We start from the raw sequence: 21,650 nt of genomic DNA on the forward strand, positions 1-21,650 counted from the left end.
GATGACTAGCGCTTATATTTTGGTTTTGGCCATCGTGGTTTTAGGTGGTCTGATAGCGGTGATTGGCGATCGTATAGGTAGCCGTATCGGTAAGAAAAGGATGCGTTTATTTAATCTGCGTCCGAAACAAACCGCAACTTTGATGACGATTGTAACGGGAATTTTGATCGCCGGTTCCACTTTAATTGTCTTGTTTGCTTCTAGTAAATCCCTGCGTCAAGGAGTTTTTGAACTGGATCGCCTGTTAAATGAACGTCGTGCTGCTATTAAGGATTTGGAAAGACAGGTAAGAAAAACCACCGAGCAAAAAAATCAGGTGGAAAAAGCGTTAAAAACGGCTAAAAGTGAACAGATAGCCGTGCAGAAACGTCTAGAGGTTCTTAACAAAAATTATCAAGCTTCTCGTCAACGTTTGCGGTTAGTTTCGGGACAGTTGGAAAAGTTTCGTAAGGAAGTGGCTAATTTAAATAATGAACGAGTTATTTTAACTAATCAAAAGGCACAGTTAATCAGTCAACGGGATCAATTGTCCCAACAAAAATCAATTCTTTCTAGTCAGATAAATCAACTACAAACCACAGTTCAAGTTAGAGATAAAGAGTTAGCTAATCAACAAAAGTTATTAACAACCAGACAAGCGCGACTTCAACAGTTGGAAACCCAACAAAAAACCCTACAGCTAGAAATTGATCGCCGGGATCAACGTATTGGAGAACTCGATCGATCGATTGTGGATAAAAATTTAGCTTTGGAACAGCGCGGGGGAAAATTAAAAGATTTAGAAACCCAAATGGCTTTTCTTAAGCGGGAAGTAGAAGTTTTAGAACAATACTATCAAACCTATCAAGAATTGCGGGAAAAACAAATCGCTATTTTCCGCGGACAGGTGTTATCTTTTGGAGCTTTTCGTATTGTTGATCCCCAAGCTATTGTCGCTGTTATTGATAAGTTATTGCGAGAAGCGAATATAAATGCTATCCGTGCCACCCAACCGAATCAGCCTAATTTTGACCAGCGTTTAGTTAAGATCACAAAAGCACAGGTAGAACAGTTAAGTCAACAATTACAGGACGGTAAAGAATATGTGGTGAGAATCCTTTCCGCAGGTAATTATGTCTTAGGAGAAAGCGAGATTCGTGTCTTTGCTGATGTGGTTCCCAATCAAAGAGTTTTTGAGGAGAAACAGGTAATCGCTGCCGTTTCCATTGATCCCCAAAATATGACGGAAGAAGACCTACAAAAGCGTTTAGATTTACTCTTAGCTTCGGCTCAATTTCGCGCTAGAAGTGCGGGAGTTTTAGGGTCAATTCAAGTGGAAGATGGGTTATTAACTACGGTAGTTAACTTTATTGGTCAAGTGAAAAAGTCGGGTAATTCTATCGAGACACTTGAGGCAATTGCTGCTAGTAAAACTAATACGGCTGGCCCCTTAACTTTGCGTTTAGTGGCGGTAAAAGATGGTAAAATTATTTTTAGTACGTCTTCTTAAAAGATAGCTAAAGTTAGGATTTGAGATTAAAATCAACTCCTTCGTAAATATCGACAAGATTTAAGCTAATTCCTAAAGAATCTAGGGATATAATTCCCCTGGCTGGGGTGTATTCTTGCAGTAACCAATTATTGTCTGATGTTTTGCTATAGGATTCTATTAGTATCTCCCCTTGACTGACGAGAAGATATTGGTTTAATTGGGGTATAGAACGATAATAACGAAATTTATCACCCCGATCATAACTAGAGGTGGAAGGAGATAAAACCTCTATAATTAGGCAGGGATTTAAAATTTCATCGTTGCGATTATCACTCAATAATGGTTCCCCGGCAATGATCATTAAATCTGGGTATAAACCGCGATTATATTGGGGTATCCATAGTCGCAAATCACTGGGAAAGACTTCATAAATAGTTTTCCTTAAAGCATTGTCTAACAAGCGAATTAAATTGCGTACCAGTCGATTATGATTGATGCTTCCCCCTGTCATCTCGATAATTTCTCCGTCGTGATATTCGTGTTTAACCTCGGCTATGGTTTCTAAATTACGATATTCTTCTAAGCTGAGGGTTTTGGTAGGAGATCGAGTTAGCATTTTCTCTGTCACAGAATTTTTAATCCTCCTGATTATAACCTAGATCACAGAAAAAAAGGTTATCATTCATAAATTATTCCTCAATTAAAATCAATTCCTTCGTAAATATCAGCAAGATTTAAGCTAATTCCTAAAGAATCTAGGGATATAATTCCCCTGGCTGGGGTGTATTCTTGCAGTAACCAATTATTCTCTGAGGTTTTGCTATAGGATTCTATTAGTATCTCCCCTTGACTGACGAGAAGATATTGGTTTAATTGGGGTATAGAACGATAATAACGAAATTTATCACCCCGATCATAACTAGAGGTGGAAGGAGATAAAACCTCGATAATTAGGCAGGGATTTAAAATTTCATCGTTGCGATTATCACTCAATAATGGTTCCCCGGCAATGATCATTAAATCTGGGTATAAACCGCGATTATATTGGGGTATCCATAGACGTAGATCGCTAGATTGAAGACGATAATTAGTTCCTCTTAAAGCTAATTTTAGCAGGACAATAAGATTAATGAGAATACTATTATGATTGATGCTTCCCCCTGTCATCTCGATAATTTCCCCGTCGTGATATTCGTGTTTAGTTTCTGCGCTAGTTTCTAAATTACGATATGCTTCTAAGCGGAGGGTTTTGGGAGACGATGAAGTCAACATTTTTCTAGATCAGAGCTTCTTTTATTTAATGATAACACAATTAATGCTACCTGTTTAATCCTAATTCCCCCTGTAGAAAATCAATAAATTGTCTAGCAGTTCTTCCCGATCGCCCATTATGTTGGGTTGCCCATTGTTTGGCACGAAATTCTAGGTCTTCTAGGCTAATTTCTAATTTAGCTAAACTTGCTAAATGACGCACTATTTTCAAATACTTTTCTTGATTAGCGGGTTCAAAAGTTAGGGTTAAACCAAAGCGATCACTAAAGGATAATTTTTCTTGTACTGTGTCCCAATTATGCACTTCATCACTATCTTTTGGTTGTGGTCGATCGGCGAAAAATTCTCTGACTAAATGTCGGCGATTAGAAGTGGCATAAACTACGACATTTTTCGGTCTAGCGGTGATGCTTCCCTCTAAAACAACCTTTAAAGCTTTAAAAGCTTCATCGTCTTCTTCAAAGGATAAATCATCGACAAAGATAATAAATTTCTGTGGTAAATCTCGCAGAATTTCAATAATTAATGGTAGGTCTTTTAATTGCGATTTTGCCACTTCAATTAAGCGCAATCCCTGACTATGATATTTTTGCAATAATCCCTTGACTAGAGAAGATTTTCCCGAACCACGGCTGCCATAGAGTAAGACATTTAAAGCGGGATAACCTGCCAATAAAAACTCAGTGTTTTTAATCAAGGTTTCCTTGGCCATTTCATAACCGACTATTTCTTGAATCTGCACGGGATCGGGATGAGTAATCCCTTGTAATCGGTTTTCTTGCCACCTTAAAGCTTGATAACGGGCAAAAATTCCTGTACCACATTCGCGATAATAATCGGCTAGATCTTCGACTAATTCCGTCCAATCTAAACCAGAATGTAGAAAACTTTCTAATTTATTGTCCACTTCCCAAGCGGGGAAACTGAGAAATTTAATTCGTTCAAAAATTGTCGAATTGCTGAGGCTATAAATGCTAGAATTATAGAGAGATTGGAGGATAGATAAATCCTGTTTCACGCCATTAATTAAAGATTCGGGTAACTCCCAAACACTTTTTTTCTGTACCTGTTGACTAAAGGGATTGTCATCTAATAAAATTTGTTCGACTAGAAAATCATTCCAACTAATATTTTTAGATGCTAAAGCTTGAAACCATTGACCATATGCTTTTAGAAAATCGGCGATATTATCCGTAGATAATAGGGTAATAAATGCCTGGCCAATAGCATTATCAAAAACCCCTTGATACAAAACTAACAAGCTGACTTTTTGGTAAATTTCAGATATCATTTTTATTCTCCACTAATAACTAACATTTCATGGCTGATTTTTTGTAATTCCTAATCCGATTTAATAATTGCCGTCCTGTATCCAAGAAAATGTAAATCAGTTATTATTCTATCAAGATAGGGTAATCTCTGCAAGATTAAGGTTAAAAAAGGGAAAATGCCTACCGACTAATTCCCAAGATTTCTTGAATTGATTTTCATTTATCTTAATGGTGAGGTACAAAGTTCTCCTTTTGGGGAGTCAGTCCCGATGAAAAAATTTTCACCCCCACAGATGAAAGAGGTTTCCTTCCCTACACCCCACACCCCACACCCTACACCCTCTTTCAAGTCAGGAGATAATACCGTGTCAGGTTACACTTCCTCTTGATGAGAAACACTGTATTTAATAAAATTTAACCAATCTTGGATTTCCTGTCCTAACCAGAGACATTCATCCTCGCGGAGATTCTGACCGATAAGATAATAATTTTTAGCCGTCCGCAGACGAATCTGATAGTTAGCTTCTGTACCATTGCTATGAAGAAAAATACCCCATAAGTCTTGAGTTTTGAAAGCAAATTTTTGGTAGATAAAATTGAAGAGTTTATATTTAATTAAAACTTCTTGAGGGGTAAGAATTAACTGCATCTCCCGCAAAAAAATAAAACCAATCAGAGCTATAATAAAGGTAATAATTGGGGAGATAAAGACAGTGATAGTAAGGAAAATCGCCAAAGACCAGAGAGTAGGCGCATCGGAAGGTAGCTTAATTTTTGGGGGTAAATTAATCTCTAAATTATCCTTATGTTTAGCGATACGGATGGAACTGTGGGGAGGTTTTGGTAATTTCTTAGGATCAATTAAACTTGAGGCTTGGCGATAGTAGGGATGTTGGAGAAATTTCAGGGCTTCTCTGGCACTTTTAAACCGCTTTTCTACCGCTACATCGGTCATAGTTTCTAACCAATCGATTAAATCATCATCGATTGTCACCAGTTGGCGAAATTGAATTTTAGAGTCGCGGTGGGGCAGTTCTATCGGGACAATTCCCGTCAATAAATGAATTAAAGTCATGCCCAAGGCATATAAATCAGAACTGGGAACCGCCCGGCCCCAAAATTGTTCTAGGGGTGCATAACCACTCGTCCCCACCACGGTAAAAGTAACTCCTGTTACTGCACCGCGGGACTGGACTGCGCCAAAATCTACTAAATAAACGTTATTTTCCGAGTTAATAATTAAATTACTAGGTTTAATATCTCGATGTAATACTGGGGGCGATAATTCCTGCAAATAGATGAGAATTTCGAGAACTTCTTGGGCAATAGTTCGAATTACCGTAGCGGTGAAACGTTGCCCCCTTTCTAAGCGATCGCTTAGAGATTCTCCCGGTATATAATCTTGTACAAGCACAAACCAAGGAATCCCGTCACCTTGATTTTTATCGAGGGAAAAATAATCGCGATAGCGGGGAATACGGGGATGATGGAGAGAAGCTAAGACGGCTGCCTCCCGTTCAAATAATTTTAATTCTTCCCACTCCATCTGGGGACTAAAAGCGAGGAGTTTAATAATTACCGATTCTTGGGATAATAGATCAGTAGCTAACCAGGTTTGACGACCGATAGCGGTATTGCCTAGGCGTTGTTGCAGTTGGTAACGTTCAGCTAAAAGAGAATCAGAAGTAAAGGTCATGTTGGCTTTTCCCTTATTTAGACCTGTTTTTTGTCAGGAAAACTGCTGTGGAGGTACTAATTAATATCGATTTGTTTTTTTGCTGTCCAACAAAGGGCGATTCCTTTTTCTTTATAGGAAGATTCTCCAACAAAGATAGGATATAATGTAGATTCCCCACGATAGATAATTTCCTGACCATCAAATCCTAGAAAAATCGGTTGATTGGGTTGAATTGCCTGATAATCTCGTTGGAGAATCTGAGGATGTAACATGGCTTTAATTTCACCCTGTTCATCCCTAGGATAATCGATCGAGCCTAAACGTTGGTAAACTGTTAGGGATTCGCCGAAAGTATCGAGATGGGCAGCGAGATAATTTTCCTGTTCGATATAGTCTAGGATTTGATAGATGAGTGTTTCGGTTTGACGAAAAAGATAGGGACAGATGACACCATGGTTAACCGGACCGATTTCTAGGGTAAAAGCTAGGGGACAAATTCCTTTAAGAAAATGATTTTCTTCCTCGCTGACGGGATGATAAATTAAGCGCACCTCAGGATTAATTTTAGTCAGATAGGTAAAGAGTTTTAATAGCCAAGGATGGGGGTTAGAATAAATAATCGCCAGCATCATGTTAGATGTGGTGCTGTGAATATCTATTAATAAATCAATGGATTTTTCTTGGATTTGTTGATAGATATATTTCGCTATTAGTTGCTCGTGTTGCCGATAATTAGGATTGGCTAAATCTGCTCGGTTAAAACAACGATTTAAATCCGTATCGACATATCTAACCCGTTGCTTTAGGGCCAAGGGATTGGCGATGAGAGTGTGGGATTGAAAACTGCTGCGGGCCAGGAGATTAGCTGAGTTTTGCAGGTATTTAACCAAATAAGCGGGAGTTAGTTCATTGCCATGCACACCGGCAATTAAAGCCAGATTTTTAATAGTAGTTTTCTGCTCGATCATTTTTTATAATTTTTGAAAAGTTGTAATTATTTATGGTTTACTGAAAAAGTTTCTTGGTGGGGTTAGGAGACAGTTATCAGTTATCAGTTATCAGTTATCAGTTCACTGAGAAAACTCCCCACACCCCACACCCCAATTCATAATTCATAATTCATAATTTATAATTCATAATTCATAATTTATAATTCCTACACCCTCTTTCAAGTCAGGAGGGGCAGGTTTACCAACCCACCCCTATAACTGATTTAGAAAAACCAACCGTAGGAATGAAGACCTTTACCTAAAAGATTCACCCCTAAATAACATACCCAAACCACAACAAAACCACTCGCCGCTAGAATAGCCGGTTTTCTTCCCTGCCATCCCCGGGTAATGCGGGCATGGAGATAAGCAGCAAAAACTAACCAAGTGATTAGCGCCCAAGTTTCTTTTGGATCCCAACTCCAATAGGAACCCCAAGCTTCATTGGCCCAAACCGCCCCGGCGATGATACCGATGGTGAGAAGGGGGAAACCGAGACCAATGACCCGATAACTGATATTATCGAGGGTTTCCGCCAAGCTAAGACGTTGGGGCGAAAGAGTCGCCATCGCTGTTAAGGTGGGAGTTAAAAGGGCGGTTGTGCCACCGTTAGCCGTTTCCACGAAAATTGGAGCCGAAAGAGTGGTAGATAACTTATTTTGCAGACGATAGGCTCCCGTACCCACGGAACTGCCTTTTAACTCGATATTTTGACCTCTAGTAACGATCAGAAAAGCGATCGCCATCAGGGAACCCACCATCAAAGCAGCATAACTTAACATCATGACGCTAACGTGCATCATCAACCAATTCGATTTTAAAGCCGGAACCAAGGGTGCCGAAGTTTGCATTTCTCCTGGTAAAGACAAAGTGGCAAAAGCGGTAATCCCCATGGCTACAGGAGTCGTCACCACCCCCACCAGGCGACTGCGGCTAGTGTACTCAGCAATTAAATGAACCGCAGTTACACCCCAAGCGAGAAAGAATAAAGATTCGTAAAGATTGCTAATGGGGAAATAACCCGCTTCTAACCAACGCGCTCCCAATAAAGCGGCGATACAGAGGTTAGCGATGGCCACTCCCGTGCTGCCCAGGCCCGGCAACAAAGGTATGCTAGGAAAGGCTGCCCCAGCCCAATAAACCAGCATGGTTAAAAACAGGACTAAAAAAGAAGTGTTATCGAGAAAGTTCTCTAAGCTAACTAAATTCATGGGATTTCTCTCGTTTGTCGCTCGCTCGCTACCAAGTATTCCATCCTCTATCCTATCCCATCGGTAAGGCGATCGAGATAGGGAATTGTTAGTATAAACTTTGCATTTTCACTCTCACCCACCCTAAAAATTATGACTAATCAAGAAGATAATCAATTTTCCTGGTCGGGTTTGCCTCTGTTAGGCAAAATCCTGATCATTTGTTCTGGTGTTGCCGCTTTAGGCTATTTTCTTATCCCTCGTCCCTCAGAATTATCCAATATTCCCCTCGAACCCTACAGCGAATTTATCAATAAAGTGGAACGGGGCGACATCAGTAGGGTCAGAATTGGCAATCAAGTCATCTATTATCAATTAAAAAATCCTTTAGAATCCCTGGCTATTCCGGGTAATCCCCCCGTTAATCCCCCAGAATCAAGTAATCCCTTTCACAGTGATTCTAGTTCTCTGGCCAGCAAACCAAGCAGTAATCTAGTCTCCGGACGAGTCTTGTCCACGATTCCAGTTTATAACCCCCAATTACCCCAACTATTACAGCAAAAAGGCGTAATCTTCGAGGCGATTCCCGTAGCCGAAAACAGTTGGATCAGCACTCTCCTCGCTTGGGTGGTTCCTCCCTTAATTTTAGTCGCCGCCATGCAGTTTCTGTTCTATCGCAACGATGACACGCGTAAATCGCTGCTTTTTAATAAAAATCTCGCTAAAGTTTACGGAGACGACGAAAAATATCCGATTACCTTCAGTGATGTGGCCGGGGCCGAGGAAGCAAAAACCGAGTTAAAGGAAATTGTCGAATTTCTCAAGGATGCCGAGCGCTTTAATAAAATTGGGGCGCGTATTCCTAAGGGTGTTCTCTTAGTCGGACCGCCGGGGACGGGAAAAACTCTCTTAGCAAAAGCGGTCGCGGGAGAAGCGGGAGTGACTTTTTTTAGCATTTCGGCCTCGGAATTCGTGGAATTATTTGTCGGGACCGGGGCAGCCCGGGTGCGGGATCTATTTGCCCAAGCGAAGAAAAATGCCCCTAGCATCATTTTTATTGATGAATTGGACGCGATCGGTAAATCGAGAAGTTCGGGATCGGGAACTAGCGGCAGCAATGATGAGCGCGAGCAGACTTTAAACCAACTTTTGACGGAAATGGACGGTTTTAGCCCCAAAGAGGCCGTTGTCATCGTTTTAGCCGCCACCAATCGCCCAGAGACTCTTGATGCCGCTTTATTGCGTCCGGGGCGCTTTGATCGCCAAGTTTTGGTGGATCGTCCCGATTTAGCGGGAAGATTGGCAATTTTGCAAATATACGCCCAACGAGTCCAGATGGGTGAAGATGTTAACCTCAAAGCGATCGCCACCCAAACCCCCGGTTTTGCCGGTGCCGATTTAGCCAACCTCGTCAATGAGGCCGCTCTCTTGGCTGCCCGCAATAATCGGGAAAAAGTCAGTCAAATTGATTTTAAAGAGGCGATAGAAAGAGTTATCGCTGGTTTAGAAAAGAAAAGTCGGGTTTTATCGGAAAAAGAAAAGAAAATCGTCGCTTATCACGAAGTTGGCCATGCTTTAGTTGGTGCTGTCATGCCGGGGGGGGGTTGCGTCGAGAAAATTTCTATCGTTCCCCGGGGTTTATCCGCTTTGGGTTATACCCTGAAAATTCCCACGGAAGACCGTTTTTTGATGACAGAAACCGAATTTAAAGAACAAATTACTATGTTATTGGGCGGTCGGGCAGCCGAAGAATTAATCTTTGGCAGTGTCACTAATGGCGCTTCCGATGATTTACAAAGGGCGACGGATATTGCTGAAAGAATGGTGACAATGTATGGTATGAGTAAATCCCTGGGACCCCTAGCCTACGATAAAACAGGACAGGCTAATTTTTTAGGTAATAATCAGGGTAGTCCCCGCCGTTCGATCGGGGAAAATACGGCCAAAGCGATCGATGAAGAAGTTAAACAAATTATCGACGCTAGTTACCAAAAAGCCCTAGCAATTCTCAGTCACAACCGCAATTTATTAGAGTCCATTACTGCTAATCTTTTGACCACCGAAGTAATCGAAGGAGAAGAATTGCAAGAATTCTTAAATCAAGCGCAAATGGTCTGATCAATCCTCATAAACAGGGTCTGCTGAAAAAGTTTTTCGTGGGGACAGGGTGTGGGGTGTGGGGTGTAGGTTTTTACAGATTCTCATCTGATCAATTACCTAATTTTCAGAGAAAAAGTACCTTAATTTTCCCCCGATCACTCCCAGAACTGGTACTTTTTGATTGACAAAAAGTCTAAAAGTATTAGCCAAAAAGGTTTTTAGATTTATCCAGCAATCCTCATAAATAGTCCAGAATATCTAACTTAAGGAGAAGACAGAATCAAAGCATTAGAAAATTGATATTTCCCTGCTTTGACGGTTAATTTGCCCTCTTTCCATCCCAAAGAAACGGGAGAGTTATCTCGACTTAAACTGTTATAAAGGGCGAAATTTTTTGACCAATCGTGCTTTTGACCGTTACGAATTAACATCGGCAGTAAATTGACTTGATTATAGGTAAATTGTAAACTCTGTCCCTGACTGCCTTTAAATAAGAGGCTGCCTTGGTTAATTTGAGTTAAATTTACTTGACTTTTTTGCTTAAATATGCTCTTGAAATTCTCATAACTACCCTGGGTTGCCGCTTCCCCCACTTCCAGAGCAAAACCCGCATAATTGTTACCTGTGGGTAAAGCTTGGTAAGTATTATCATCGGGATAAGGGGAATTAGGAATCTCGATCATTTCAGGAGAAGAAAGATTTATTAATCTCAGGGCTAACCAAGTTTTTTCTAATTGAATAAACCAGATATTATTATCTTTTTCTACCTTGGCAGTTTTCGGTAATTGCCAGAAAAAAGCTTGATCTGCTGGTCGTAACCAGATTAAAAGATTGCGATATTGTCCGATTTCATCCCCGGGATTTTTGCCCGGTTTTACGCCATTTTTGCCGGTGTTAGCCACAAAAAAATCCACACCTTTGTGTTGATTAAAGGCCATTAATTTAAACGGGGCCACATCGCCATCAGGGAAAGTTCCCGCCAGACTACCCATTTGATAACTAGCCCCAATAAATTGAGTTTCCCAATAACCCGGACTTTGATTATTGCCCGGTTTCCAGTGTTCATACAGGGGTTTACTGGCGAGAATTTCTACCGGTTTATTAAAGTTTTTTCGGGCTAATTCCATCACTGCCAAAGGAGGACGATAACCACTGGTAATTAGATAAAGAGAGTCTAATTCCGGGCGATTATTAGCGACGGGGGTATCACCAAAGTATAACCAAAAAGTTCGGGCAGAATCCGATCGCATTACCCCATTACTACCACCATAATCACGTTTTACAGGGCCACCCCAACCGCCGCGATAATATTTAACACTAGCGGCCATGGATAACCAATCTAAGGTCATTTTTGCCCATTGTTTAACTTCCGTATCTTGAGCAAAATCGTAGAGATTGAGATAGGGAGCAAAGGTGTGACCGTGATAAACTTCTGAATCCCATTCTCCCATCCCGATGTTATATAAAGCTGAAACGTAACGCTTAATTTTACTTTTATAAATTTGACGAGTTGCTTCATTTCCGGTTTCTTCGGCCATCAGATAAACTGATGTTTCGCGCATCGCCCGCAGGTTATCAGTATTGCGACTATCTACCCATAAACCCCGTCTTGTTATACTCCAATCATTACCCGTTCCTTGGCCGGTACCGTGGACAGGGTGGGGCCGTTGTAAAGGGTCGGTTTCTGTCCAAATTTTCGCCGCATTATACATTCTCTGACGATAAACTGGATCGAGATACTTTCCGAGAAGAAAATATTTTCTAATTTGTCCTTTCAGGGTAAAAGAAAAATAATAATCTATATAATCAGTGTGGGCTTGTTCTTGTGTTTGTGGGTCATCCTGTTGCAGGAAATCCAGGGCTTTTTGCCGGTTTCCTGCCAAGAAATCAAACATGGCCATAGGATAGGATCTTTTCTCGTTTTCTCCCCACAAATTGCCATAACTTTCTGCCTGAGCAAAATGGTTAATAACTTCCTTAGCCCTTTGTTGAAATTCTGCCTCTAATTCCGGTGTCCAATCGTTAAGATATTGGGGTTTAACTTCGGCAACGGGGAAGGAAGCGATCGAGTTTTGAGAAACAGAATAGAGGGAATTAAAGCCAATGGTAAATAGGGCAATTATTCCCGCTAAAATTAGGTATTTAATTTTAGATCCAATCGTCATCTTCGGCAAATTCATCGATGTTTCCTTGATTTTCTGGGGACTGAGGTTGATTCTCTTTATCTAATTGTAAAGGTATTGGTTCGGGGGGGATAATTTCTGGTAATAATTCTTCGGGTTTTTGACCATCTACCTCCACCACGATCATTTCTGTGACGGGAAACCAAAGAATCCGTCCTTGATCGTCACAAACCGTCAGCGATCGAGATTTATCTGGAGTCTCAGTTGCGAAGAAATCTCCTAACATTTTAGTGGGTAAAATATTCTTACTTTCACCCCCACTAACTCCTAGGAATATATATTCGTTACCTGTGGTCAAATGTTGAACAATAATCGCCATAGTTAAAAAATTCAGTCAATGAAATGTACTTATAGCAGCTTTCATCAGAATGAGGCATGGGCAAGGGACTTAAACCCTTTGTTGGCAAAACTTGTCGATACCTCAGTAACGTGAAAAGCGCTATATTGATAGTTAACTTTTGAATGATAGCTTTCAGCCCTAAGCTTTCCACTGATAACTGATAACTGATTACTGATTACTGCTTAACTTGACTGCCGTGACTGCGAGGATCGGTTTGACTAGCACCCACAAGGACATTAAAATCAGAAGTCTGTCCCGTAGTGGTGGCATAGGGTAGGGTAGAATTAGTTAAAAGTGCCTCTAAATTAGCAGTTAAAATTGATTTTGGCTGTTCTCCGATCGCTTGGGCAACTGGTTGTCCTTGATTATTTAAAAAGACAAAATGGGGAATACCATCCACACGATAACGGAGAATTTCCGGCAACCATTTATTATTATCAACGTTGAGCATGACAAAATTAATGGCATTACCGTATTGTTTTTTAATTTCGGCAATTTCAGCGGCCATCGCCTGACAACTGGTACACCAATTAGCATAAAATTCTGTTAGGGTGGGTTTACCATTACTGAGGGCAAGATCGAAAGGTGTCGCTTTTTCCGCTTGCGCTTCCAAAGATACAGAACTAGCGGTGGTTTGAAACCCGAAGAAAATCGCTACACTAAGGATAACTGCCGTTACTGCCAGCAGCAGATTTCTGATTTTATTGGTGGGTGTGGTGGCTGTCATGGATAGTCTCTCAAAAATTATTCCTATCCTATCCTATCCTCATGAAAAAACGAGTTACTCTCACTTTTCCCAAAAAAGCCGTCCATATGCCCGTTACCTATCGACTGGCGAAGGATTTTAACGTCGCCGCTAATATTATCCGCGCCCAAGTTGCCCCCAATCAAGTGGGAACATTAGTATTAGAATTATCGGGAGATATCGATGAGTTAGAAGCGGCGATCAAATGGTTACAATTACAAAATATTGGCGTTTCCCAAGTTAGTCGCGAAATCGTCATTGATGAAGAAAAATGCGTCGATTGTGGCTTATGTACGGGAGTTTGTCCCACGGAAGCTTTAACCCTTGATCCGGAAAGTTTTCGTCTTAAGTTTTTGCGTTCCCGTTGTGTGGTTTGTGAACAATGTATCCCCACTTGTCCCGTGGCGGCAATTTCCACAAACTTGTAAAGTAGCAGTTATTAAATTAATTTTTTTGCCCATTTAAATAATAGCCATCTCTGGAGATTTTAAGCCTTCATTTGTCTCCAACGCGGTTAATCGTCACAAATATCTCGCTCCTTTTCTGCCTAAAGACCCTTTCTCCGATATCATAGTTAAAAAGAGAGCCTTGACTCTGGCCACATCTGTGGGGATTACATACCATTAATCATGGTTTTTTTGCAAAAAATACAAAAAACTTGACATGACTTCTGCCGTTCCTCGCCTTTCCTATCCTGATAGTCCGATTGCTGATCTTCGCGGCCTCTATGACTTTATCCTCAACCCGCAACTGTTAGCCGCAGAAAAGGGAAATCCGTCGATCGTTAGTTTTTGTCAAAAAATTTCCCCCCTTGATCCCCTAGAAATTCTCTCTCGGATTGCCCCTAGCTATCCCACCCATTGTTATTGGGAAAATCCCGAACAAGAAACCGCTTTTCTCGGCTACGGAATCGCCTTTACTGCCACTTTCCACGGTAAACAACGTTTTTTAAAAGCTCAAAAATTTATTGAAAACTGTCAACAAAGAATTATCAAAATTGATAACTATAGCGAGATTACTCCCCGCATCTTTTGTAGTTTCACTTTTTTCGACTCGGAAATAGCTACCCCCTTTCCCTCAGCTACCCTAACCCTGCCTAAGTTTCAAATTATCAAAAAACAGTCGGAATATTTTTTCCTGACCAATCTCCTAATCACCAGCGAAAAAGAAATAGAAAACTCCCTCGAAGAAACTATTAATAACCTCAAAATTATCCAAAATAACTCGAGCAATTGCCGACAAAATCCCCACCAGGATTCCTGTAGTTACTATATTCATCCTACCTATAATTTTCAAGCGGCTGTTGCCGATGCACTCCAATCTATCCAGGCTCAAAATTTGAGCAAAATTGTCCTTGCTCACGCTCTTGACGTGATTTCTCCCCGTCCTTTTCATCTGGTAAACTGTCTCGATAATTTGCGTCAGCGTCATCCCGATTGCTACACTTTTTCCCTCGGCAATGGACGGGGAGATCATTTTATCGGCGCTAGTCCCGAACGCTTGTTAACTGTCCATCAGGGGCAATTAATCACCGATGCTTTAGCGGGATCCGCTCCCCGGGGAGAAAATGCGATCGAAGATGCTCTCTTTGCCAATAAACTCCTCGCTAGTGAAAAAGAACAACGGGAACATCGGGCCGTTAGTGAGTTTATTAACCAAAAACTGCGACAAATTGGCTTAAATCCGCAAAATTCTCCTTCTAGATTGTTAAAACTCTCCAATATTCAACATCTCTGGACTCCTATCCATGCCAAACTAAAACCCTCCATCCATCCCCTCGAAATTGTTGCCCAACTACACCCCACTCCTGCTGTTGCTGGGGTTCCCACCGAGATCGCTTTAGCACAAATTCGTCATTATGAAACCTTTGATCGCTCTCTTTATGCCGCTCCTTTGGGTTGGATCGATTGTCAAAATAATAGTGAGTTTATTGTTGGTATTCGTTCGGCCTTAATTAAAGGCGATCGAGCGCGATTATACGCCGGTGCGGGTATTGTTGCCGGTTCCGATCCGGAAAAAGAACTAGCAGAAATTCAGCTTAAATTTCAAGCTCTCTTAAAAGCCTTAACCTAAACTATAGCTTTTCACCGAACCAATAACTTAAATAAGCCTAATTTACCCTTAAAAGGCGGATATTTTAAAGCGGGATTGAACCAAAGAGGTGTTTTCATAATCGCTTTTTGGTGACTAAAATTCTCAAAGGAAAAACGACCATGATAGCTACCAATACCGCTATTTCCCCGACCACCAAAGGGTAAACTAGGATTAGTAAAATGAAAACTATTGTTATTAATACAACCTCCCCCAAACTGAACTGATTCTAACCATTTCTTTTCGGTTTTTGTCTTGGTAGTAAACAGATAAAAAGCTAGAGGGTTAGGGTTTTTAGCAATAATTGCTAAAGCTTCCTCAAAAGTGCTAAAGGCAATGATCGGTAAAATTGGACCGAATATTTCTCCTTGCATAATAGGAGCATCGAGGGAAACATTAGTTAATAAAGTTGGTTGAATATATAAATTTTCTCGATCGGTTTTGCCTCCAAAAACAATCTCACCATCTTGGAGCAAGTCAATCAAGCGATCAAATTGTTTCTCATTAATTATCTTACCATAATCAGCACTTAATCTGGCATTCTCACCGAAAAAATTAACAATAGTATTAGCTAATTCTCTGATCAAATTCTCCTGCTGGGATTGATGTACCAAAACATAATCAGCTGCGATACACATTTGACCACAATTAGAGAATTTTGTCACGGCAATGCGACGGGTTGCCACGGAAATATTAGCATCAGCTTCGATAACACAGGGACTTTTTCCCCCTAATTCTAGAGTAACGGGAATTAACTTTGCTGCCGCTAGTTGATAAATAATTTTTCCTACCCTTGTACTGCCAGTAAAAAATATATGATCAAAGGTAAAACTGTCTAACATATTCGGAATTACTTCCGCACCATCTCCCGAGACAATTAACACATATTCTTCTGGGAATATTTCTTCAATTATTTTAACTACTAATTTTTCCGTCGCTGAGGCAAATTCACTCGGTTTTAATACCGCACAGTTACCAGCAGCAATAGCACCGACTAAAGGCACTAATAACAATTGGAGGGGATAATTCCAAGCAGCAATAATTAAAACCACTCCTAAAGGTTCCTGAATAATCTGACTGGAGGAGGGAAAATTTAAAAGATTAGTTTTAACGGTTTTGGGTTGCATCCATGAGCGCAAATTTTTTAAAGCGGTATTAATTTCCACCAAAAGGAAGCCATTTTCAGTAATCCAACAATCTTCGGGACTTTTCTTTAAATCACTATATAAAGCTCGATATATCTCTGCTTCATATTTAATGATTGCCTGTTTTAACTTCTCTAACTGCTGACGACGGAATTGATAAGAACGAGTGGAACCACTGGCAAAATACTGACGCAATTTGGCTAATTTTTCTGAGTTTGACAGCATCGAAATAATTCCTAAGTTAATGATGGTAATTCTATGGCATCCACTGGGGACGAATTCCCGCTAGAGGTAATTCCATTAAATCAGATTTACTTGCTTTCACTCCATCTTGTAGGGGAGGAATTAACATCCACAAACGACCACTGATAATTGTTTCTCCTGAGTCAGTAGTCAAGGGATTAGTCGGATTAGTATCATAACTGGTGCGAAGTTGATCAAAAATAATTGCCAAACCATCGGGAGATAAACTAATGTGAATATCACGATAATCGGCTAATTCCAGTAGGGGAGTCACTTGACCAGTCTTCACATCTATTTTAGCAAAATAGGGTTTTTCTTTGTACTCTTGACTGTTAGTAACTAACTCAGTTAACAAACAATACAAGTCACTCCCGGTGGCATTAAATTGACAATCTATAATCGAACCTTGTAGATTGAGTAAGCGTTTTTGTGATCCTTGATTATTGACATAAAAAAGCGATCGAATATAACGCATTTTGGCATTATCAGTATTAAAATTCACCATTGCCGCAGCCGTACCATCAGCAGAAAAATTCAAAATTCGCCCAAATTTTGGTAAAAAATCTAGGGGTTTTGTTTCGGTTTTTAAAGGCAAAAGTGCGATTCCTTCCCCCTGGGTGACAGCCAAAGTTTTACTATCAGGTGCAATCAAAAATTCCCCGCCTTGGATGTTTAATTGTTGGGGTTTTTCCCCCAATTTAACTGCCCATAAATCGAAGTTAATCGGATTGCGGCGCTCAATTCTCTGCACGACAATGGTTTTCCCATCTTTAGCTAAATCAAAATGATTATTTTGATAATCTTTATTGTCTAGCACTAACTCAATTTTTGCAGGGGATTGACTGCTATCAACTTGATAAAGCTGCAGTTCACGAATTCCCTCTATCCCCTGATTTTTCGCCACGGCCGAAAAGAGGATTTTTTTACCATCAGGGTAAAATTCAAAAGCCATAACGGTCAAATCTGCGGGGGTTAAGAGGGTTTTTTTCTCCTCGGTCAGGTTATAAAAAATTAATCTTCCCTGTTCTTCCCCATTAGTGCCAATATAGGCAAAAGCTCGATCGCGACTTTTAAATTCTCTTTCAAAGATTGCTAGGGTTTGTCCTAATCGATTACCGCTGGGAAATTGTTCCCGCGCACCTTCAATTTGCAGATGGTATTTTTCTCCGTAGGGAATGGGAGAAGTGAGAGTATAAGCTAATCGTCTTCCGGCCCAACTAAACTTCCCCGGCAGCGGAGGATCGATCACTAGATTTTTTTCTACACTAGCATGATCCATGGGGCGATCAAAAGTGATAATAAATGCTTGATCTTCCGCACCAATTTCTCGATTTTCCCAGCTAAATTCCTTGACTCTTGGACCAGTTTGTAAAAGACATTGATTACCACAGCTATTACCTAACCAAATTAAGCCACCAATTACTAAAGTTAGGGATACAATTAATGTTATCGCTAATTTATCAATCGGTTGTAGTTGTAAGGTCTTGATCATTATAGTAGATGGTTAGAAACAACTGATAACAGTTAACTGTTAATATCCGTAGGGATCCACAGGAGTGGGTATAGATTTCACCGATTTAGCCTTAATTACTAATTGTCTTCTGGTGGTTGATTTTCCCACCTCTACGGGTAAGGATTCCGTGGTCATTTCTCCAGTGATTTCTAACCAAGTGTCATTGGGATATTGACTGCGACTTCCTGATAGTTTCACCGGCAAACCCACGGGATAAGCATCCACGGCACAACAGGTAAGAATAAAGCGACTAATTAATAAATAGTTATCGGGTAATTGCGGCAATTGTACCACAAAACCTGTGACTTTTACCGGTTGTCCCGTGTAGGCATCAGGTTCGGGGTAAGCATTCAAAGTTCTTACCCATTCAATTAAACTTTTTTCCTCTGGTTTAACGGTAGTACCAAAGGATTGAGTTTGCACGCGAGTTAGGGGTAAAGATTCACTAATTCCCCTCTGTAATGCGATTTGACTGCTGAGGGGCTGCGGGGCGATAAATAGACCTAAAAGGGCAGTTATTACTAATAAACCTGAGCCAAAATGTTGAGGAAGAATGGTAATATGCGATCGATTATCGTTACTATCTAAATTAATCTTTTTTTGCCACTGCTTTAATAATGTCCAAAGCTTGACTATTCCCAGAATAAATAAAGCAATACTGGTGATGAGAACCAGAAAAAAATAATTAGGATGGATCAGTAAATTTAACTGTCCAGTTATCCAGTATTTAAATAGTAATGAACCCCAACCGATTAGGGCAATAATATCGATAAAATGGGGGGCGATTATTTTTAGACGTGATGAATTCATGGGAAAAACTATCCAGGTACTGACCTAAAATAAATAACTGTGAGCCAAGGTGAGTAAAAAAGTCATTTGCGCTGCTAAAGCAAAGAGATAAATTAACATTCTCGGTTTAAAAATAGACAACATTAAACCAATACCTTTCAGGTCAATCATCGGACCGAACACTAGAAAAGCCAGCAGGGAACTACTGGTAAAACTAGAGGCAAAGGAGAGAGCAAAAAAAGAATCAACCGTGGAACAAATCGAAACAATGACCGCTAACAGCATCATTGCCAAGATCGAAGTAATCGGATCCTGACCCAAATTAAGAACAAATTCCCGGGGAACAAACACCTGTAAACCGGCCGCTATAGCACTTCCTAAGATTAACACTCCTCCTAATTCGCGTAATTCCATCACCACGTTTTCCAGAAAAGTTAACCAGCGCCTTTTCATCGGGATTGCTTGCACTGCTGGTAGGACAGCAGTAGCGGCAAAACTTTCATCTAAGCGCAAAGTTTTGCCAGAATTACCGATCAGAAAAGAACCGGATTGTAGTAGTAGTGGGATAGATTCTTTTTCCGGTGTTTGCGGTTGCCAATTGAGGCTTTTTGCCAAAGAGGTTTGGAGGAGCGGTCGGGGATCTTTTTGGATACTAAAGATAATACCGATAACCGTAGCGATGAACAAAGAAAAGATAACTCGATAGAAAACAATTTCCGGTTGATCGCGAAAAGCTACCCAAGTGGACCAGATAACAATCGGGTTAATTGTCGGCGCTGCTAAGAGAAAACTAACCGCTACTGCATTCGGCATTCCTTGCACAAGTAAACGTCGCGCCACGGGTACATTGCCACACTCGCAGACGGGGAACAAAAACCCAATACATCCCCCCACAAATGCTCCTAAAACAGCATTTCGAGGCATCAAGGCAACTAGGCGACGTTCATCGACAAATATTAAAAGAATACTAGAGAGAATCACCCCTAGCAGCAAGAAAGGCATCGCTTCCACCAACAGGCTCAGGAATAGGGTAAAGGCATTTTGTAGTTGACTCATCTATCCTCGCCTTGGGAATTGGGGGTTTAGGGATAAAGACTTAGGAACCCCTGAAAAAGGTTCATCAGTCTGCTCCCCAGCTTTTTAACACTTTTTTAATATATCCGATCGAGTGACCGGTTATCAGTTATCAGTGACCAGTTATCAGGAGACGGGAGACAGGAGACGGGAGCCAGTATTCAGGAGTCAGGAGATTATTTTGATTTATTCCCCGCACTTCCCAATTCATAATTCATAATTCATAATTCATAATTCCCACTCCCCCATCACCTCCCTCCTAGAGGACTCGATTAAGCTTGCCGCTTTGATAACCTTCTAGATCGAGGGTGACATAGATAAAGCCTAATTTTTGCAGATCAGCGACTAATTCGCTTAAATTTGTCCGATTAATAAAGTCGGGGATTTCTGCTGCCGGTAATTCAATCCGTGCCGTATCGCCGCTCGATCGCACCCGTAATTGACGATAACCTAATTTTCGCAGATAAATCTCCGCCCGTCCGACTCTTTGCAATTTCTCCAGGCTAATTTCCTCCCCGTAGGGAAAACGGGAACTTAAACAGGGTTGCGCCGGTTTATCCCACCAAGGTAAATTTAAGTAACGAGATAGTTGACGAACTTCGCTTTTTGTGATAGCAATTTCCGCCAAAGGTGAACGAGCGCCGCGTTCTCTAGCGGCTTGGATCCCGGGACGATAATCCCTTAAATCATCAGCATTAACGCCATCAATGACGTAGGAATAACCACGAGCGAGAGCGAGGGGTTTAAGGGTGTCGTGTAGCTCACTTTTGCAGAAATAACAGCGATTAACGGGATTACTGGTGTAATTGGGGTTATTCATTTCCTCGGTTTCCACCAATTCATGCCGAATACCGATATAATCGGCCTGAGCGATCGCTTCTTCCAATTCTTCCGGCAGTAGGGAGGGGGAAACCGCCGTAATTGCCAATGCTTGACTCCCTAGCAAATCATAGGCCACTTTGGCCACTAGGGTACTATCCACGCCCCCAGAATAGGCAATCAGAGCCTTTTCACTGGTTTGTAAGAGGTTTTGTAATTGTCCGAGTTTATCGAGTAATTGACTGTCCATGGCGGCGATTTTGGCAACTGGTTTAGGGAGACCGTTTTTTATTATATGCCGTGCCGTAATTAATCAGGGCTACCCCTCGATTAATAGACTAACTAAACGAGGTGATAAATTGTGATCAAAAAGTAATTTCATTAGTTAACTAAAATGGTTTGACGTTCACGCTCGGCGGCATAACTCAAACAGGCTAAAATATCCGCCTTGGTTATAGCGGTGTGCAGTCGTATGAAGTACAGTGTCACGAGCTATAAACCATGCTAGGCAAGGCTTGGTCTGTATCTCACTCAAGCGCTTACCGCTATAAGTAAGGAAAATCTTCTAAAATTTCCTCATAAGTCATTCCCGAAGCCAGATAGGAGAGAACATCATAAACAGTAATTCTCATTCCTCTAATACAAGGTTTTCCGCTCCTTTTTTCCGGTTCTATGGTAATAATATCTTTGTATGACATAATGTTGATTAACTGGTGATCAAATCTAAAATTGATGAT

General features: G+C 40.9%; 19 protein-coding genes and 1 pseudogene. 5 read left to right on the plus strand and 15 right to left on the minus strand.

The window, feature by feature from the left end; translation table 11 throughout:
• The first annotated feature begins 1 nt into the window (after position 1).
• Complete coding sequence (locus IM450_RS19340) at positions 2-1,489, plus strand: DUF3084 domain-containing protein (protein WP_287669893.1); 1,488 nt, start codon at positions 2-4, stop codon at positions 1,487-1,489.
• A 13-nt stretch (positions 1,490-1,502) separates the two neighbouring features.
• Here the strand turns inward: IM450_RS19340 and IM450_RS19345 are convergent, their stop codons facing one another.
• The 6 genes from IM450_RS19345 to ccsB all read right to left on the minus strand — a co-directional run bounded on the left by IM450_RS19345 (position 1,503) and on the right by ccsB (position 7,892).
• A complete protein-coding gene (locus tag IM450_RS19345; RefSeq protein ID WP_287669930.1) occupies positions 1,503-2,087 on the minus strand; it encodes a Uma2 family endonuclease in 585 nt (194 codons plus the stop codon).
• 80 nt (positions 2,088-2,167) lie between these two features.
• Positions 2,168-2,743, minus strand: a complete 576-nt coding sequence (locus IM450_RS19350; protein ID WP_287669895.1) for a Uma2 family endonuclease — start codon at positions 2,741-2,743, stop codon at positions 2,168-2,170.
• Positions 2,744-2,789: 46 nt separating this feature from the next.
• Positions 2,790-4,034 (minus strand): ATP-binding protein, encoded by a 1,245-nt coding sequence (locus IM450_RS19355; RefSeq protein ID WP_287669897.1) that lies wholly within the window; start codon positions 4,032-4,034, stop codon positions 2,790-2,792.
• A 353-nt stretch (positions 4,035-4,387) separates the two neighbouring features.
• On the minus strand, positions 4,388-5,710 hold the full coding sequence (locus IM450_RS19360; protein WP_004163811.1) for a serine/threonine protein kinase: 1,323 nt from the start codon (positions 5,708-5,710) through the stop codon (positions 4,388-4,390).
• 56 nt (positions 5,711-5,766) lie between these two features.
• Positions 5,767-6,660, minus strand: a complete 894-nt coding sequence (locus IM450_RS19365) for an aspartoacylase (RefSeq protein ID WP_287669899.1) — start codon at positions 6,658-6,660, stop codon at positions 5,767-5,769.
• A gap of 245 nt (positions 6,661-6,905) precedes the next feature.
• A complete protein-coding gene (gene ccsB / locus IM450_RS19370; RefSeq protein ID WP_004163813.1) occupies positions 6,906-7,892 on the minus strand; it encodes a c-type cytochrome biogenesis protein CcsB in 987 nt (328 codons plus the stop codon).
• A 132-nt stretch (positions 7,893-8,024) separates the two neighbouring features.
• Here ccsB and ftsH point away from each other — a divergent pair, with 132 nt between their 5' ends.
• Positions 8,025-9,989, plus strand: coding sequence for an ATP-dependent zinc metalloprotease FtsH (gene ftsH / locus IM450_RS19375; protein ID WP_287669902.1), 1,965 nt, complete (start codon positions 8,025-8,027; stop codon positions 9,987-9,989).
• Positions 9,990-10,009: 20 nt separating this feature from the next.
• Positions 10,010-10,193, plus strand: a pseudogene (locus IM450_RS22760) (hypothetical protein).
• 41 nt (positions 10,194-10,234) lie between these two features.
• Here IM450_RS22760 and IM450_RS19380 read toward each other — a convergent pair.
• The 3 genes from IM450_RS19380 to IM450_RS19390 all read right to left on the minus strand — a co-directional run bounded on the left by IM450_RS19380 (position 10,235) and on the right by IM450_RS19390 (position 13,221).
• The gene (locus tag IM450_RS19380; RefSeq protein ID WP_287669904.1) at positions 10,235-12,151 is read right to left on the minus strand and encodes a hypothetical protein; all 1,917 of its coding nucleotides are present in this window, start codon (positions 12,149-12,151) and stop codon (positions 10,235-10,237) included.
• Entirely contained in the window at positions 12,120-12,473 is a 354-nt protein-coding gene (locus IM450_RS19385; protein WP_004163816.1) for a hypothetical protein, read from the minus strand. Before IM450_RS19385 ends, IM450_RS19380 begins: the two co-directional genes overlap by 32 nt.
• Before the next feature lie 196 nt (positions 12,474-12,669).
• On the minus strand, positions 12,670-13,221 hold the full coding sequence (locus tag IM450_RS19390) for a thioredoxin family protein (RefSeq protein ID WP_004163817.1): 552 nt from the start codon (positions 13,219-13,221) through the stop codon (positions 12,670-12,672).
• Between the two features lie 41 nt (positions 13,222-13,262).
• Here IM450_RS19390 and IM450_RS19395 point away from each other — a divergent pair, with 41 nt between their 5' ends.
• Complete coding sequence (locus IM450_RS19395) at positions 13,263-13,667, plus strand: NIL domain-containing protein (RefSeq protein WP_287669907.1); 405 nt, start codon at positions 13,263-13,265, stop codon at positions 13,665-13,667.
• A gap of 235 nt (positions 13,668-13,902) precedes the next feature.
• Positions 13,903-15,312, plus strand: a complete 1,410-nt coding sequence (locus IM450_RS19400; RefSeq protein ID WP_287669909.1) for an isochorismate synthase — start codon at positions 13,903-13,905, stop codon at positions 15,310-15,312.
• An 11-nt stretch (positions 15,313-15,323) separates the two neighbouring features.
• Here IM450_RS19400 and IM450_RS19405 read toward each other — a convergent pair whose 3' ends face one another.
• The 6 genes from IM450_RS19405 to IM450_RS19430 all read right to left on the minus strand — a co-directional run bounded on the left by IM450_RS19405 (position 15,324) and on the right by IM450_RS19430 (position 21,611).
• Positions 15,324-16,700 carry an aldehyde dehydrogenase gene (locus IM450_RS19405; RefSeq protein WP_287669911.1) on the minus strand — a complete coding sequence of 459 codons (1,377 nt, stop codon included), beginning with the start codon at positions 16,698-16,700 and terminating at the stop codon, positions 15,324-15,326.
• Positions 16,701-16,731: 31 nt separating this feature from the next.
• Positions 16,732-18,210 carry a hypothetical protein gene (locus IM450_RS19410; protein WP_287669913.1) on the minus strand — a complete coding sequence of 493 codons (1,479 nt, stop codon included), beginning with the start codon at positions 18,208-18,210 and terminating at the stop codon, positions 16,732-16,734.
• 39 nt (positions 18,211-18,249) lie between these two features.
• Entirely contained in the window at positions 18,250-19,041 is a 792-nt protein-coding gene (locus IM450_RS19415) for a TIGR03943 family putative permease subunit (RefSeq protein ID WP_287669915.1), read from the minus strand.
• 24 nt (positions 19,042-19,065) lie between these two features.
• A complete protein-coding gene (locus tag IM450_RS19420; RefSeq protein WP_045359294.1) occupies positions 19,066-20,076 on the minus strand; it encodes a permease in 1,011 nt (336 codons plus the stop codon).
• A 277-nt stretch (positions 20,077-20,353) separates the two neighbouring features.
• Complete coding sequence (larE, locus tag IM450_RS19425) at positions 20,354-21,163, minus strand: ATP-dependent sacrificial sulfur transferase LarE (protein ID WP_002740227.1); 810 nt, start codon at positions 21,161-21,163, stop codon at positions 20,354-20,356.
• Between the two features lie 295 nt (positions 21,164-21,458).
• On the minus strand, positions 21,459-21,611 hold the full coding sequence (locus IM450_RS19430) for a DUF433 domain-containing protein (RefSeq protein ID WP_287669918.1): 153 nt from the start codon (positions 21,609-21,611) through the stop codon (positions 21,459-21,461).
• Between the last annotated feature and the right edge of the window lie 39 nt (positions 21,612-21,650).

Source organism: Microcystis sp. M083S1 (genome assembly GCF_020246405.1).
GTDB classification, from domain to species: domain Bacteria; phylum Cyanobacteriota; class Cyanobacteriia; order Cyanobacteriales; family Microcystaceae; genus Microcystis; species Microcystis aeruginosa_C.

Excerpts from the sequence above, each read along its gene's own strand:
- IM450_RS19340 (WP_287669893.1), top strand. The coding sequence starts at position 2 with ATGACTAGCGCTTATATTTTGGTTTTGGCCATCGTGGTTTTAGGTGGT.
- IM450_RS19345 (WP_287669930.1), bottom strand. The coding sequence starts at position 2,087 with ATGCTAACTCGATCTCCTACCAAAACCCTCAGCTTAGAAGAATATCGT.
- IM450_RS19350 (WP_287669895.1), bottom strand. The coding sequence starts at position 2,743 with ATGTTGACTTCATCGTCTCCCAAAACCCTCCGCTTAGAAGCATATCGT.
- IM450_RS19355 (WP_287669897.1), bottom strand. The coding sequence starts at position 4,034 with ATGATATCTGAAATTTACCAAAAAGTCAGCTTGTTAGTTTTGTATCAA.
- IM450_RS19360 (WP_004163811.1), bottom strand. The coding sequence starts at position 5,710 with ATGACCTTTACTTCTGATTCTCTTTTAGCTGAACGTTACCAACTGCAA.
- IM450_RS19365 (WP_287669899.1), bottom strand. The coding sequence starts at position 6,660 with ATGATCGAGCAGAAAACTACTATTAAAAATCTGGCTTTAATTGCCGGT.
- ccsB (WP_004163813.1), bottom strand. The coding sequence starts at position 7,892 with ATGAATTTAGTTAGCTTAGAGAACTTTCTCGATAACACTTCTTTTTTA.
- ftsH (WP_287669902.1), top strand. The coding sequence starts at position 8,025 with ATGACTAATCAAGAAGATAATCAATTTTCCTGGTCGGGTTTGCCTCTG.
- IM450_RS19380 (WP_287669904.1), bottom strand. The coding sequence starts at position 12,151 with ATGAATTTGCCGAAGATGACGATTGGATCTAAAATTAAATACCTAATT.
- IM450_RS19385 (WP_004163816.1), bottom strand. The coding sequence starts at position 12,473 with ATGGCGATTATTGTTCAACATTTGACCACAGGTAACGAATATATATTC.
- IM450_RS19390 (WP_004163817.1), bottom strand. The coding sequence starts at position 13,221 with ATGACAGCCACCACACCCACCAATAAAATCAGAAATCTGCTGCTGGCA.
- IM450_RS19395 (WP_287669907.1), top strand. The coding sequence starts at position 13,263 with ATGAAAAAACGAGTTACTCTCACTTTTCCCAAAAAAGCCGTCCATATG.
- IM450_RS19400 (WP_287669909.1), top strand. The coding sequence starts at position 13,903 with ATGACTTCTGCCGTTCCTCGCCTTTCCTATCCTGATAGTCCGATTGCT.
- IM450_RS19405 (WP_287669911.1), bottom strand. The coding sequence starts at position 16,700 with ATGCTGTCAAACTCAGAAAAATTAGCCAAATTGCGTCAGTATTTTGCC.
- IM450_RS19410 (WP_287669913.1), bottom strand. The coding sequence starts at position 18,210 with ATGATCAAGACCTTACAACTACAACCGATTGATAAATTAGCGATAACA.
- IM450_RS19415 (WP_287669915.1), bottom strand. The coding sequence starts at position 19,041 with ATGAATTCATCACGTCTAAAAATAATCGCCCCCCATTTTATCGATATT.
- IM450_RS19420 (WP_045359294.1), bottom strand. The coding sequence starts at position 20,076 with ATGAGTCAACTACAAAATGCCTTTACCCTATTCCTGAGCCTGTTGGTG.
- larE (WP_002740227.1), bottom strand. The coding sequence starts at position 21,163 with ATGGACAGTCAATTACTCGATAAACTCGGACAATTACAAAACCTCTTA.
- IM450_RS19430 (WP_287669918.1), bottom strand. The coding sequence starts at position 21,611 with ATGTCATACAAAGATATTATTACCATAGAACCGGAAAAAAGGAGCGGA.